11 protein-coding genes and 2 riboswitches are annotated in these 14,349 nt (G+C 68.4%); of the genes, 4 read left to right on the plus strand and 7 right to left on the minus strand.

The annotated features are described in order from the left end of the window. Positions 1 to 13 precede the first annotated feature (13 nt). From QZM35_RS06200 to QZM35_RS06225, 6 genes are all read right to left on the minus strand, one after another. Positions 14 to 919 (minus strand): ABC transporter ATP-binding protein, encoded by a 906-nt coding sequence (locus tag QZM35_RS06200; protein ID WP_301775599.1) that lies wholly within the window; start codon positions 917 to 919, stop codon positions 14 to 16. 45 nt (positions 920 to 964) lie between these two features. Continuing rightward, positions 965 to 1,939 (minus strand): ABC transporter permease, encoded by a 975-nt coding sequence (locus QZM35_RS06205; protein ID WP_089427458.1) that lies wholly within the window; start codon positions 1,937 to 1,939, stop codon positions 965 to 967. Positions 1,940 to 2,003: 64 nt separating this feature from the next. Further along, complete coding sequence (gene atzF / locus QZM35_RS06210) at positions 2,004 to 3,911, minus strand: allophanate hydrolase (protein ID WP_301775600.1); 1,908 nt, start codon at positions 3,909 to 3,911, stop codon at positions 2,004 to 2,006. Beyond that, on the minus strand, positions 3,908 to 7,501 hold the full coding sequence (gene uca, locus QZM35_RS06215) for an urea carboxylase (protein ID WP_301775601.1): 3,594 nt from the start codon (positions 7,499 to 7,501) through the stop codon (positions 3,908 to 3,910). Before uca ends, atzF begins: the two co-directional genes overlap by 4 nt. A 151-nt stretch (positions 7,502 to 7,652) precedes the next feature. Next, complete coding sequence (locus QZM35_RS06220) at positions 7,653 to 8,309, minus strand: urea amidolyase associated protein UAAP2 (protein WP_039357735.1); 657 nt, start codon at positions 8,307 to 8,309, stop codon at positions 7,653 to 7,655. A gap of 13 nt (positions 8,310 to 8,322) precedes the next feature. Next, on the minus strand, positions 8,323 to 9,078 hold the full coding sequence (locus QZM35_RS06225; protein ID WP_089427455.1) for an urea amidolyase associated protein UAAP1: 756 nt from the start codon (positions 9,076 to 9,078) through the stop codon (positions 8,323 to 8,325). A 57-nt stretch (positions 9,079 to 9,135) separates the two neighbouring features. Continuing rightward, positions 9,136 to 9,269: riboswitch (guanidine-I (ykkC/yxkD leader) on the minus strand. A 432-nt stretch (positions 9,270 to 9,701) separates the two neighbouring features. Beyond that, a riboswitch (guanidine-I (ykkC/yxkD leader) is annotated at positions 9,702 to 9,823 on the plus strand. Positions 9,824 to 9,960: 137 nt separating this feature from the next. Between QZM35_RS06225 and QZM35_RS06230 the strand changes: the two genes are divergently transcribed. The 3 genes from QZM35_RS06230 to pal all read left to right on the plus strand — a co-directional run bounded on the left by QZM35_RS06230 (position 9,961) and on the right by pal (position 13,332). Further along, a complete protein-coding gene (locus QZM35_RS06230) occupies positions 9,961 to 10,983 on the plus strand; it encodes an ABC transporter substrate-binding protein (RefSeq protein WP_089427453.1) in 1,023 nt (340 codons plus the stop codon). Positions 10,984 to 11,231: 248 nt separating this feature from the next. Beyond that, positions 11,232 to 12,428: a porin gene (locus QZM35_RS06235; protein WP_174974466.1), complete on the plus strand. Its 1,197-nt coding sequence runs from the start codon at positions 11,232 to 11,234 to the stop codon at positions 12,426 to 12,428. Between the two features lie 412 nt (positions 12,429 to 12,840). Continuing rightward, positions 12,841 to 13,332 (plus strand): peptidoglycan-associated lipoprotein Pal, encoded by a 492-nt coding sequence (pal, locus tag QZM35_RS06240; protein WP_089432715.1) that lies wholly within the window; start codon positions 12,841 to 12,843, stop codon positions 13,330 to 13,332. 145 nt (positions 13,333 to 13,477) lie between these two features. Here the strand turns inward: pal and QZM35_RS06245 are convergent, their stop codons facing one another. Beyond that, positions 13,478 to 13,942, minus strand: a complete 465-nt coding sequence (locus QZM35_RS06245) for a hypothetical protein (RefSeq protein WP_301775602.1) — start codon at positions 13,940 to 13,942, stop codon at positions 13,478 to 13,480. 208 nt (positions 13,943 to 14,150) lie between these two features. Between QZM35_RS06245 and QZM35_RS06250 the strand changes: the two genes are divergently transcribed. After that, entirely contained in the window at positions 14,151 to 14,315 is a 165-nt protein-coding gene (locus QZM35_RS06250) for a hypothetical protein (RefSeq protein WP_179255092.1), read from the plus strand. Positions 14,316 to 14,349 lie beyond the last annotated feature (34 nt).

Consider the following 14,349-nt stretch of genomic DNA (forward strand, 5'->3'; position numbering starts at 1 on the left):
TTTTCATCACGGCTTACTCGACGTTGTCCGACACATCCGTCATGCGGATCATGTGCGGTCTCACGCCGTCGTCGATGGCCACCGCCTCCTTCGGATGGATCAGCGCCTCGAGCCGCGCCTTCGTCGCGATGAACTCGGGCGTATTGACCTGCGCATAGTCGCGCGGCCGTGGCACGGGCACCTCGATCAGTTCCTGCACCGCCCCCGGGTTCGCCTTCAGCACGAGAATCCGGTCCGCCAGGAAGATCGCCTCGTCGAGATCGTGCGTGATGAACAGGATCGTCACGTCGATGTTGCGCCAGATGTCGAGCAGGTGCGTCTGCATCCGCGCCCGCGTCTGCGCGTCGAGCGCGCCGAACGGCTCGTCCATCAGCAGGATGCGCGGCCGGTTCGCGAGCGCGCGGGCAATCGCCACGCGCTGCTTCATCCCGCCCGACAACTGGTGCGGATAGACATCCGCGAAACGCGTCAGCCCGACCAGATCGAGCCACTGCAGCGCTTCGCGCTCGGCCTGGCCGCTGCTGCCGTTCATCCGGAGTCCGAACATCACGTTCTTCTTCACGGTGAGCCACGGAAACAGCGTATAGCCCTGGAACACCATCCCGCGATCGGCGCCCGGCCCCTGCACGGGCTTGCCGTCGAGCAGCACCTCGCCGCTCGTCTGTGCGTCGAGCCCGGCCAGGATGCGGATCAGCGTCGACTTGCCGCAGCCGGACGGGCCGATCACGCACACGAATTCGCGCCGGTAGGTACGGAAACTGATGTCGTCAAGTGCGGTGCACTCGCCCTGCGGTGTCGCGAAACGCTTGCCGACATGACGCACGTCGAGTATCACGTCGCGGGTTTTCAGGCGCGCGAAGCGCTCGCGCACCGCGTCGGACTGCATCAGGTAATCGGGAACGGCTTGCGGGTTCTGCATGATGGTCTCCGCGGAAATCGGTCGATGGGTGGGCGTCAACGGGCGTCACGCGTTCAGCGTGCGATCCCACGGAAACAGCCGGCGGCCGAGCAGCCCGAGCACGATGTCGGTGCCGAGGCCGATGATCCCGATCATCAGGATCGCCGCATACACGTTGTCGAAATGCTGGTAGCGCGCCTGCTGGCTGATGTACCAGGTGATGCCCGAGCTCGTGCCGACGAGTTCGGCGACGATCAGGTAGGTCCAGGCCCAGCCGAGCAGGATGCGCTGGTCGCGATACAGGTCCGGCAGCACGCCGGGAATCACGACGTGCGTGAGCAGCTTCAGCTTCTTCGTGCCGAGTGTCATCGCGGCCTCGAACAGCCCGTACTCGAGCTTGCGCGTCGTGTTCGCGATGATCAGCACCTGCTGGAACAGCGTCCCGATCACGATGATCGCGACCTTCGGCGCATCGTAGATGCCGAGGATCGCGACCATCAGCGCGCCGAACGCCGGTGCGGGCAGGTAGCGGAAGAACTCCAGGAACGGTTCCTGCAGCCGCGCGAGCACGCTGAAGGTGCCGCAGACGATGCCGAGCGGCACGCCGATCGCGGACGAGATCACGAAGCCCCAGAAGATGATCCGGATGCTGTGCCACAGGCTCTCGTGCAGCCACACGCCGTCGCGGGATGCCGGCGGGGTCGTGAACGCCGTGTAGAACGCGCGCAGCACCTGGTGCGGCGCGGGCAGGTACACCGGGTTCGCGCGCACGCCTTCGGGCACGGCCGCGTGGGTCGCTCGCGCGTGGGCGAGTTCGTCGTCGAACACGTCGCGATCGATCTGCATGCCGGTCTGGAAATAGTCGACGCTGCCCGGATTCGTGACGCGCATTTGCGGATGCCAGATGAACGGCACATAGCTGATCAGGCACCAGACGGCGAATGGCAGCAGGAAGGACGCCACGCCGAGCGTCCATTTTCCGCGGGTCGTCAGCTCGCGGCGCACGGCAAGCCATCCGGTCGTGTTGCGGGTCATTGGCATGAAAATCTCCGTATCGTTTCAGGTGCCGGTCGCGCGCATGCCGGGGCACCGCGCGACCGGACGTTCATTGCAATGCGCGTGCGCCGGTCGCGGCGCTCGCACGGTAGGCACGCCAGCCGCCGAAGTGCGTGATGTCCTGCGCGCCGGCCAGCGCCGCGCTTTCGCACAGGAAACCCTGGACCCGAGCGCCGTCCGCGAGCGCCAGCGTGCCGATGCCGAGCGGGCCGGCAATGCCGGCGACGAAGCTGCCGTAAGCGTCGACCGGCATCTCCCAGAGCTCGACCGCGATCGACGCGCCGCCGTCCGGCACACGCACGAGGCCCGGCTTGGCGACGCCGCCGGATGCCGCCGCGGACAGCGCGTAGAGACGATAGGCGGGCGCCGTCGTCGTCGCGGCGACGAAATGCCCGCCTCGCTGGGTGAGCTGCCAGTTGAGCGGCTCACCGCGCAGATGCGCGCCGACGACAGCCACGCGCACGACGCCGGATGACGCGCCGGGCACCGGTGCTGTTGTTGCACCCGTGTCGCCGGCGACGTCCGTCTGCAGGCCGCCACCCTCGCCGCGGCCACGTTCCTCCGCGTCACCCCACGCCTGCGCAAGATCAAGCAGCCGCGCGTCGTCGTGCGCTCGCCCGACGAACGTGATGCCGAACGGCAGCCCGGCATGCCGCCCGGTTTCGCAGCGACCGGCGGGCACCGCGATCGCCGACAGGTCGAGCAGGTTGACGAAGTTCGTGTAGTACCCAAAACGCGAATTGACGCCGATCGGGTCGGCTTCGAGTTCGCCGATGGTCGCTGTCGTCGCCGAAGTCGGCATGACGATCGCGTCCAGTCCGTCCCATGCGCGACCGGCCTCGACGCGCAATGTCGCGAGCGTGTCGAATGCGGCGAACGCATCGGCCGCGCTGAAGCGCGCCGCGCCACCGACGATTGCGCGAATCACCGGATGTAGCGCGTCCGGTTCCCGCGCGGCGAACGCGCCGATCGCGGCGAGCCGTTCGGCGACCCACGGGCCTTCGTACAGCAGCCGCGCGGCAGCCAGGAACGCGCTGAAATCGATCTCGACGATCCGCGCCCCGGTCGCACGCAAGCGTTCGAGCGCGGCGCACCACGCCGCGCCATACGACTCGTCACCGAAGAATTGCAGCTGATCGGCGCGCGGCGTACCGAAGCGCAACTGCCCGAACGGTCGCGCCGGTTGCGCGCGGAGCCCGTCCGCGCCCAGCAGCGGTTGCCATACGCGTCCGTACGGATCGCCGTCGGTCACGCCGTGCGCGGCGGCGAACACCGTGCGCGCGTCGGCCGCCGACTGCGCGAACACCGACACGCAATCGAGCGACCGGCAGGCCGGCACGACACCGAGCGTGCTCAATACGCCCTTGGTCGGCTTGAGCCCGACGAGCCCGTGGAACGCGGCCGGCACGCGCCCGGAGCCGGCCGTGTCGGTACCCAGCGAGAACGACGCGACGCCGAGCGCCACGGCCACCGCCGACCCGGAGCTCGACCCGCCCGATGCATAACGCGGATCGAGCGCATTGCGGCACGCGCCATACGGCGAGCGCTGGCCCGACAACCCGGTCGCGAACTGGTCCAGGTTGGTCTTGCCGATCGGGATCGCGCCGGCCGCGATCAGCCGCTCGACGACGGGCGCGCTGCGCGCCGGCGTGTACGCGTAGGCCGGGCAGGCTGCCGTCGTCGGGATGCCGGCGAGGTCGATGTTGTCCTTGATCGCGAACGGCACGCCGTACAGCGGCAATGACGCGAGCTCGCGCCCGGCCAGCGCGTCGGCGTAGGCCGTCATCTCGCCATGCGTCAGCGGCCGGATCCACGCATGATGCGGATCGCCCGCGGCGAAATGCGCGGCGATCGCGTCAACGAGCGCGTGCGGCGTCAGGTCGCCCGCCGCATAGCGTGCACGCAGCGCGGCGATCGAGCTGGCGCCCGGCAGGATCGAACGTTCCGTCGTGCTCATGCGACCTCCTCGGCGGCGCCCGCCTTTATCACCATCAGCCGCTGGCCGGCCACCACCGCCGCGCCCGGCGCGCAATCGATCGTCTCGATCGTGCCGTCTTCCGTCGCCGTCACCGCGACCTCCATCTTCATCGACTCGACGATCGCGACGACCTGCCCTTCGGTCACGCGCTCACCGGCTTCGACCAGCACCTTCCATACGCTGCCCGACACGTCCGCGGCAATCGCGCGCTGCGTGTCGGCGAGCGCGCCGGCCTCCCGCGCGGCATCCGCGTCGCCCTGCACCGCGTCGCCGACGTATTCGGCATGCCCAGCTACCCGCCACCGTTCGCGCTCCGCTTCGAACGCCGTTTGCTGCGATGTCTTGAACGCGGCGATCGAATCGGCCTCGTCGCGCAGGAAACGGTTGTATGCACCGAGGTCGAACACCGATTCCTCGATCTTCAGCCCGGCGCGCCCCGCGACGAAATCCGCGCGCAGTTCCGCCAGTTCCGCCTCGCTGACTTCGTAGAAGCGAATCTCGTCGAAGAAGCGCAGCAGCCACGGCTTGCCGGCTTCGAACTCGCGGGTGGTGCGGTGGCGGTTCCACATCTGGACGGTGCGGCCGACAAACTGGTACCCGCCCGGCCCCTCCATCCCGTACACGCACAGATACGCGCCGCCGATGCCGACCGCGTTCTCCGGCGTCCAGGTGCGCGCGGGGTTGTATTTCGTGGTGACGAGCCGGTGGCGCGGATCGATCGGCGTCGCGACCGGCGCACCGAGGTACACGTCGCCGAGCCCCATCACGAGATAACGGGCGTCGAACACGATGCGCTTCACGTCGTCGATGCCGGCCAGGCCGTTGATCCGCCTGATGAACTCGATATTGCTCGGGCACCACGGCGCGTCGGGCCGCACCGACTGCATGTAGCGCTCGATCGCGACCCGCGTCGACGGGTCGTCCCACGACAGCGGCAGATGCACGATGCGGTTCGGCACGCGCATGTCGGCGACTTCCGGCAGTTCGCGCTCGGCCGCCTGCAGATGCGCGAGCAGCGTGTCGAGCGGCAAGGTCCGCGCGTCGAACTGCACCTGCAGCGAACGGATGCCCGGCGTCAGGTCGAGCATGCCGGGCAGACGGTGCGCGTCGAGCCAGCACATCAGCGCATGCACGCGAAAACGCAGGTTCAGGTCGAGCACGAGCGGCCCGTATTCCACCAGCACGTTGCGGTCGCCCGAGCGCCGGTAGACGACGCCGAGGCCGCCGCCGGCCGCCGGGTCGCGATGCAGCACGCAGTCGTCCGGCACGCCGGTGGGTGCCGGACGCGCAACCACCGTGTCGGCGGAAAGCTTGGTCGACACACGGGCGCGCACGAACTGCACCGTATCGCCCGGCCGCAGTTGCCCGAGCTTCCACAACTCGTCATGCACGACCGTCACCGGACACACGAAGCCGCCGAGGCTCGGGCCGTCCGGGCCCAGGATCACCGGCATGTCGCCGGTGAAATCGACCGCGCCGATCGCGTACGCGTTGTCGTGGATGTTCGACGGATGCAGGCCGGCTTCGCCGCCGTCCGCGCGTGCCCACTGCGGCTTCGGGCCGATCAGCCGGATGCCGGTGCGGCTGGAGTTGTAATGGACCGTCCACTGCGTGCCGTACAGCATCGCGATGTCGTCCGGCGTGAAGAAATCCGGCGCACCGTGCGGGCCGTCGAGCACGCCGAGGGTCCACGCGTGCGTCAGCGCGGGGATGTCCGCGGCGACCAGCGTGGCGCCCGCGTCGCCGCGCCCGGCTGCCGCATCCAGATGCAGCACGTCGCCCTTGCGCAGCGCCCGCCCCGCATGGCCGCCGAACTGGCCGAGCGTGAAAGTCGCCTTGCTGCCGAGATAGTCGGGCACCTGCAGCCCGCCTTTCACGGCCAGGCACGCGCGCACGCCGGCGCCCGTCACGCCGCCCAGCTTCAGCACCGCGCCGGGCCGCGCGCGCAGCACCTGCCAGAACGGCGCAGGTGCGCCATCGAGCGATGCCGCGAGCGGTGCGCCGCCGAGCACGAAGAGCGTCTCGGCGTTGAAGCGCAGCGTCGCGCCGACCATCGTGAATTCCAGCCCCGCCGCGTCGCGCGCGTTGCCGAGCAGCGTGTTCGCAAGCGCGAACGCGCGATCGTCCATCGGCCCGGACGGCGGCACGCCGACGTTCCAGTAGCCGATGCGCCCGGGCGCCTGCTGCACGGTGGTCTGCACGCCGCCGTCGAGCACGTCGATCGTGTGCGGTGCGAACGCGAAGCGCGACAGGAAGGCGGTCGTCGACGCGCCGCGCGCGAACGTGTCCGAACCGGCAATCGCGCGCAGATAGTCGAGGTTGGTTTCGATGCCGTACAGTTCCGTGCGCGCCAGTGCGCGCTGCAGCGCGGCCAGCGCGTCGCGGCGCGTCTCGCCATGCACGATCAGCTTCGCGAGCAGCGGATCGTAATACGCGCTGATCTCGGTGCCCGCCTCGATCCATCCGTCGACGCGCACGTCGTCCGGAAACGCGACGTGCGTCAGCAGTCCCGCGCTCGGCAGGAACTGCTTGTGCGGATCCTCCGCATACAGCCGCACCTGGATGCTCGCGCCGCGCGGTGCAACGGCGAGCGTGTCGAGCGGCGGCAGGTCGCCCTCCGCCTGCTGGATCATCCATTCCACGAGATCGATGCCCGTCACCGCCTCGGTCACGCAATGCTCGACCTGCAGCCGCGTGTTCACCTCGAGGAAATAGAACTGGCGCGTCGTCGCGTCGAACACGAACTCGACCGTGCCGGCCGACGCATAGCCGACCGCACGGGCAAGCCGCACCGCGCTCGCGTGCAACGCGGCACGCTCTTCAGCGGTCAGGCCCGGTGCAGGCGTTTCCTCGATCACTTTCTGGTTGCGGCGCTGCACCGAGCAATCGCGCTCGCCGAGCGCGATCGCATCGCCACGGCCGTCGCCGAAGATCTGCACTTCGATGTGCCGCGCGTGCTCGACGAACTTCTCGAGATACACGCCCGCATGCGCGAAGTTCGCGGCGCCGAGCCGCACGACGGAATCGAACGCCGCTTCGAGCTGCGCGGCGTCGCGACACAGGGACATGCCGATCCCGCCGCCGCCCGCGGTGCTTTTCAGCATCACCGGATAGCCGATTGCGTCGGCTTCCGCGAGCGCCGTCCGTGCATCGTCGAGCAGGCCCGTGCCCGGCAGCAGCGCGACGCCCTGCGCGGCGGCGAGTTCGCGCGCGGTGTGCTTGAGCCCGAACGCGCGCATCTGGTCGCCGCGCGGCCCGATGAAGCGCAGGCCCGCGGCTTCGCATGCGTCGGCGAAACCGGCGTGCTCGGACAGGAAGCCGTAGCCGGGATGCACGGCTTGCGCGCCCGTCTCGCGTGCGGCGGCGAGAATCGCCGCGACGTTCAGGTAGCTGTCCGCCGCCGGCGCGGGGCCGACCCGCACGGCTTCGTCGGCGAGCGCCACATGGCGCGCATCGCGATCGGCGTCGGAGTAGATCGCGACTGACGCGATTCCGAGCCGCTTCAGCGTGCGGATCACGCGGCACGCGATTTCGCCGCGGTTCGCGACGAGGACTTTCGTGAATCTCATGTTGCCTCCCGCCGGGCCGCCCCAAGGGGCGTAGCGGGGAATTCGCGGAGCATCGCTCCGCGCCCGCGCAGCCGGCCGGCTTTGCAAAGCCGGCCGTGGACGGCAACCGCCCCCTTGGGGGGCAGCGAACAATAGTGAGCGTGGGGGTCGTTCATTCAGCCTCCCAGATCGTGAGGCGCACCGGCGTCGGGTTGTACCCGTTGCACGGATTGTTGAGCTGCGGGCAGTTCGAGATCAGCACCGTGACGTCCATCTCCGCGCGCATCTCGACGTACTTGCCCGGTGCGGAAATGCCGTCCTCGAAGGTCAGCCCGCCGAGCGGCGTGACGGGCACGTTCATGAAGAAGTTGACGTTGCCGACCAGGTCGCGCTTGGTGAGCCGCGCGCCCGCGCCGCACGTGCAGTGCGTGATCGCGTTGAGGAAGCTGTCGCGGCAGTTGTGCATGTGCCGCTTGTCGAGCGCATAGCGTACGGTGTTGCTCTCGGCCGCGCACGCGCCGCCGAGCGTGTCGTGGCGGCCGCAGGTATCGGCGACGATCGTCACCATCGGGTTGCCCCGGCTCGACAGCAGCACGCTGCCCGCGCTCAGGTACAGGTTGCGCTGGGCGCGGATGGTGTCCTGCGCGCTGTAGCGCTCCTCGGGGTCGTCGGACCGGTAGAACAGCGTGTCGACGGCCTGGTTGCCTTCGAGGTCGAGGATGCGGAAGACCTGCCCGCGCTTCAGGTCGTGCAGCCACGGTTCGCCCGCGTTCAATGTGGTGTCGTGAATGGCATCGCGCGGGTCGAGACGGCTTTCGATGATCGGCATGGCTCGGCGCTCCTTACGCAAACAGGCGATCGGTGTTGGCGAAGCCGCGCACGTTCTCGGCGCACGCGCGGCGGCACGGGTCGTCTTCGGGCGCGGCCCCGTCTGCCGGATACGCGCGGTACGCGATCAGCTTCACGGCCTTCGGCGCGTAGTCGGGGTGCGGATCGAGCGGATGCGGCGCGGTCGAGAACGCCGCCAGCGTGTTCATCTCGAAGCGCAGGTCGACGGTGCTGCCGGCCGGCGAATGTCCGGCGACGAAATCGAGCGCGCCGTCGTCGCGCGTGTCGAGCTTGCTGAAGAAATTGACGTTCGCGACGAGGTCGCGCGCCGACAGCCCGTATTTCGCGAGTTCGAGCACGAGGCTGTCCCGGCCATTGCGGATCATCGCGTTGCGATCGGCCTGGTAAGACGTCGTGCCGTACTTGTGCGCGAACAGCCGCGCATCGCCGACGCCGCCGAGTGGGTCGTGCCAGCCGAGCGTGTCGGCCGTGATCGACGCGATCACACGCCCCATGTCGGTGTACAGCGCATGGCCGCGGGTGAGATGCGCGGTGTGCTGCGCCTTCAGCGTGTCGGCCATGTTGTAGCGTTCGAGCGGATCTTCCTGGCGATGAAACACGGCGGACAGATTCGCACCGCCGTCGACATCGACGACACGCAGCGCGAGACCGCGGCGCAGGATGCCGGACCAATGGGTTCCGGCGGGAATGAGCGTTTCCCACACGACGTGTGGCGGCGGGGCAAGGACGGCTTGGGGGCGCGGCGACATGGCGGCTCCGTGGTCGGTTGGACAAAAGGCGTGAGAGGGCGACCGAACGACATCGCGACCTCCCGGGCTTTTATCCCTCCGTGGAGCCTCGCCGTTTCCTCGAAGCGAGGAGAAGACAAGACCGGATTGCTCTCGGACCAGCCATCGCGCGGCGCGAACGCCGCACGACCGGAACCCTAGCGATCCTGAAGATGATGCAAATTGCTTCGCACCTCTCGGGCACGGAATAAGCGAGTTGCGTGCCAGCGTGCGAGGAATCGCCGTGCCACGCGGCTTTCCGGCGTGCGCGCGCTGACGGACACCGCACCGGATGCGGATCGCCGCCCTCGCGGCGGGCGTGCCGCGCACCATGCGAACGCGCGGCCGCACCGGCGCAGTGCGCGCCGAGCCGGCCTGCACGACACGACCGGTGATGGCATGGGCATTGCTCGATGCATGCACCTTCACTCGATACGCGACACCTCATGAACAAGCTCGACCTGCTCCGGCGCGCGCTGAGCGCGCTCTTCTCCGCCCGCTTCATCGAACTGCAGCGCAGGTCGCGCCGCCCCTGAGCCGCCCCGCCGCGTGCCGTTGGCACGCTTCTCGCTCGGCATGACGCCGAGAGGTGCGGCGGCGTCGCATCTTAGGGGTGCTAGGGTTCCGGTTCATCGAACGTCTGGTCCGAGAGCAGCCCGGCGCGGGTGCGTCCGATCGCGAGACCGGACGCGCACGCGCTACACGGCGGGACAAAAGCCCGGGAGATTGGCGATGGCAACGGCCGTCGCGCCTCTCCGTGGCCGCTTCATTCGTTCCGCATCCGCAGGAACCGGCCACGCGGCCGGACCGCGCACGAGCACGGTCCGTATCGACGATCCCGATCCCGGTCTCCTGGAGAAAACGATGACCCGCCCCGCCCTGGTGCTCCGCCGCCTGCTGTCCCGCCGTTCCGTCCGTCACGCCTTGGGCGCCGCCGCCGCGGCCGCCACGCTCCTCATGACGCCCGCCGCGCACGCGGCAGCGCCGCTCAAGATCGGCTACAGCGACTGGCCCGGCTGGGTCGCGTTCCAGGTCGCACTCGACAAAGGCTGGTTCAAGGAAGCCGGTGTCGACGTCGATTTCGAATGGTTCGATTACTCGGCATCGCTCGACGCGTTTTCGGCAGGCAAGCTCGACGCGGTCGCGGCGACGAACGGCGACGCGCTCGTCACGGGCTCGGCCGGCGCGAAGAACGTGATGATCCTGCTCACCGACTATTCCGCCGGCAACGACATGATCGTCGCCAAGCCGCCGCTGCGCAGCGTCGAGGCGCTGAAGGGCAAGAAGGTCGGCGTCGAACTCGGCCTCGTCGATCACCTGCTGCTCGAAACCGCGCTGCAGAAGCACGGGCTGAAGGACGGCGACGTGACGCTCGTGAATGCGAAAACCAACGAACTGCCCCAAGTGCTCGGCTCGTCGACGGACATCGCCGCGGTGGCCGCCTGGCAGCCGAACGCGGGCGAGGCGTTGAAGCGCGCACCGGGCGCACGTGCGATCTTCACGTCGGCGGACGCGCCGGGGCTGATCTACGACGCGATCACGGTCGCGCCGGCCAGCCTCGCCGCGCGCCGCGCCGACTGGGCCAAGGTGATCAAGGTCTGGTACCGCTGCGTCGCCTACATCAACGATCCGAAAACGCAGGCCGACGCGGTCCGGATCATGTCCGCACGCGTCGGGCTTGCGCCGGAGCAATACCTCCCGCTGCTGAAGGGGACGCACCTGCTCGACGAAGCCGCCGCGAAGCGCGCGTTCCGCAAGGGCGACGGGCTCGACTCGATCTACGGCTCGACGCGCAACGCGAATGCGTTCAACGTGCGCAACGGCGTATACAAGCAGTCGCAGGACATCGACGCGTATATCGATCCGCGCCTCGTGATGCCGCATTGACGGGCGCGGGGCCGGGCTTCGTGCGCCGGCCCCTCGCGCACACTCCCCCCACATCGCGGTCGCGTCAATACGCGGCCGCCGCTTGACCCTCTCTGCGCCCCCACTTCGCCGCGATTCCACGCGATTTTGCAGAGGACCTTTCCTGTGCAACGCCTTAATCGACCGCCATACGATCTCCAATAATGGCCGCTCGATCCGCCGGCCGCCGGGCCGGAAAAACGATAAAAACTCCTATGCATTCCTACAAGATGAACCAGCACGCCAGCACTCGACTCGCGGGGACCGCCATTGCCACCTGCCTGACCGCCCTCGCGTCAGGCGGAGTACACGCACAGAGCAGCGTGACGCTGTACGGCCTGATCGACACGTCGATCACCTACGCGACCAACCAGCGCACGCACGGCGCCGGCTCGCCGGGCAGCGGTGCCGTCGCGATGACGAGCGGCGCACTGAACGCGTCGCGCTGGGGGCTGCGCGGCCGCGAGGATCTGGGCGGCGGGACGGCCGCGGTCTTCACGCTCGAGAACGGCTTCTCGGGCACCACCGGCGCACTGTCGCAGAAAGGCGTCGACCTGTTCGGCCGCCAGGCATGGATCGGCCTGAGCTCGAAAACGGCCGGCACGCTCACGTTCGGCCGCCAGTACGACCTGATCCTCGATTTCGTGACGCCGCTCGGCGCGTCCGGCCCCGGCTGGGGCGGCAACCTCGCGGTGCATCCGTACGACAACGACGATTCGAACCGCAACCTCCGCATCAACCACGCGGTGAAGTACACGAGCCCGACGTACCGCGGGCTGACGTTCGGCGCGATGTTCGGGTTCTCGAACACGGCCGGACAGTTCTCCAATAACGCGGCATGGAGCACGGGCGTGTCGTACGCGAACGGTCCGCTGAAGCTCGGCGCCGGCTACCTGAAGATCAGCCGCGACCGCAATGCGCCGAACCCGAACGGCGCGCTCAGCACGGTCGACGGCTCGGCGACGATCACCGGCGGCAACCAGCAGATCTGGGCCGCGGCCGGCCGCTATGCATTCGGGCCGCATTCGGTCGGCGCCGCGTGGTCGCACTCGACCACCGACGGCGTGACGGGCGTGCTCCAGGGCGGCGGCATCGCGCCGCTGAAGGGCGAATCGCTGGTGTTCGACAACTTCTCGATCGACGGGCGCTACGTCGTCACGCGGGCGTTGAGCCTCTCGGCCGCCTACACGTACACGATGGGCCGCTTCGACACGCGCACCGGCCAGACGCGCCCGAAATGGAACCAGGTCGTGGCGCAGGCCGACTATGCGCTGTCGAAGCGCACCGATGCGTATCTCGAAGGCGTCTACCAGAGCGTGAGCGGCGGCAACGGCCATCCCGCATTCAACGCGACCGTCTGGACGCTGACGCCGTCGGCGAACAGCAACCAGGTCGTCGTCGCACTGGGGCTGCGGCACAAGTTCTGACGATGCAAGACGGAGCGGTGCAGCGCAACGCAACGCGGCTGCGCCGACGGACGTATCAGGCAAGCGTTCCAGCACCGCCCGATCGTCATGCCCCGAACCGAAAAGGCCGCGCCCGTGCGCGGTCTTTTCACTGTGACGGCGCCCGCACGGCAGCAAGAATGCCGCCCGGACTGTCGCATCGGCGCAAAAAAATGCGGAGAAACTGGTCACGCTGTGACATTTTTCCTAATCTGTTTGCAGCGACGCCGAGATTTGGCGTTCCGGTCGCGACACTCTTTCATATGGCGCACCACCGGCTTACGAACGTGCTTCACGTCGTGCGTGCCGGGCCTTTCGCGCCATGCCGGCCGGATACGGGCGTGCCGGTCGCACGCCCCACGCGTTCAACGCAGTCAACCGCTGGAGACGAACGATGAGCAAAACGAACCGATTTGCGGTCCTGGCAACCTTCGCGCTGCTGGCCGGTTGCCACCATGCGGCGAAGACGCCCGAGAATGCCGGCACGGCGCCGACACCCTCGAGCGAAGCCGTCGCAACGGTGACGGCCGACGATCTCGATAATCCGAACAGCCCGCTCGCGAAGCGCAGCATCTACTTCGATTTCGACCAGTACTCCGTCAAGCCCGAATTCCAGTCGCTGCTGCAGGCGCATGCCGACTATCTGCGCAGCCATCCGGCGCGGCACGTGCTGATCCAGGGCAACACCGACGAACGCGGCACGTCCGAATACAACCTCGCGCTCGGCCAACGCCGCTCGCAGGCCGTGATGAGCGGGCTCGAAACGCTCGGTGTGCCGGCCACGCAACTCGAGGCGGTCAGCCTCGGCAAGGAAAAGCCGGTTGCGCTCGGCCACGACGAGGATTCCTGGGCGCAGAATCGCCGCGCCGATCTCGTCTATCGTTGATCGCGGGCCGCCGCGACGGCGGCCTCCGCTTCAGGCACAGCATGGCAGCCCGCAGGCCGCAGAAGCGGCTGCGCGGCGCCGCCTGATTCGTACGATGCGCGCAAGCGATCGACACGCAGGCGGCCGATCACATACCGCTTCGCGTTCAACGCCGACGTTCGAGCCGGCGATGCAGCCAGTGCGACATCAGCGCCGACGCCACGATCGCATTGAGCGTGGCGCCCGCCGTGAGGGAGCGGGACGTGTCGCTCTTCGCCAGGCCATTCACGAGTTCGACGAAGCCGATCATCGCGCCTGCCCCGACGACCATCCCCAGCAGCACGAACCAGCGCCGCCGGATCCGCGTGCCGATTGCACCCATGATGCCGCCCGTCACGGCCGCAGGCACGAAATAGCCGAACAGGAACGACGCGAAGAAGATCAGCGGCACCATGCTGGCGCTGACCTTCAGTACCTCCCACGACGGACCGTCGATCAACGACCACGCGATCAGCATCACGGCCGGCCAGACGAGCGATGCGACCAGCGGGCCACCGACGGCAAACGACATGCAGCCGAACACGATGGGATGGGACAGCCGCGACGGCAGACGTTCTGCGGTAGCACTCATGTTCTTTGTAGTCGGAATCGGAATGGCGGCTGCCGGAGTGTACCAAGACACGGCAAGATGCCTCCGGTCTGCCCCTTCGCGTTCAACAATCCACAAAATGCATGGAATAAACCGCCCGCCCGAAACGTTTCATGTTCCGTCAGCACGCAGACGCGCGGTTCAAGCGAACCGGCCTTTCCAGCGTCCCGCGCGTGGCAAGGAGGCGGACATGAAATCGGCAAGGTGGGCCGCGGCGCTGATCGCCGCGCTGGTGCTCGTGCTGTCGGCGGGATGCATGTCATCGGGGAGTGGCCCTGCGCAGGGACCGGGCATGAGCCGGTATGGCGGTAGCGGCTCGGGAGGCAGCGGAGGCGGAGGCGGCAGCGGCTACTGAAGCGCCGCCGAAAAAATCGGACGACGCGTCGCGC

Source organism: Burkholderia sp. AU45274, assembly GCF_030482505.1.
In the GTDB taxonomy this organism is placed as follows: Bacteria; Pseudomonadota; Gammaproteobacteria; order Burkholderiales; family Burkholderiaceae; genus Burkholderia.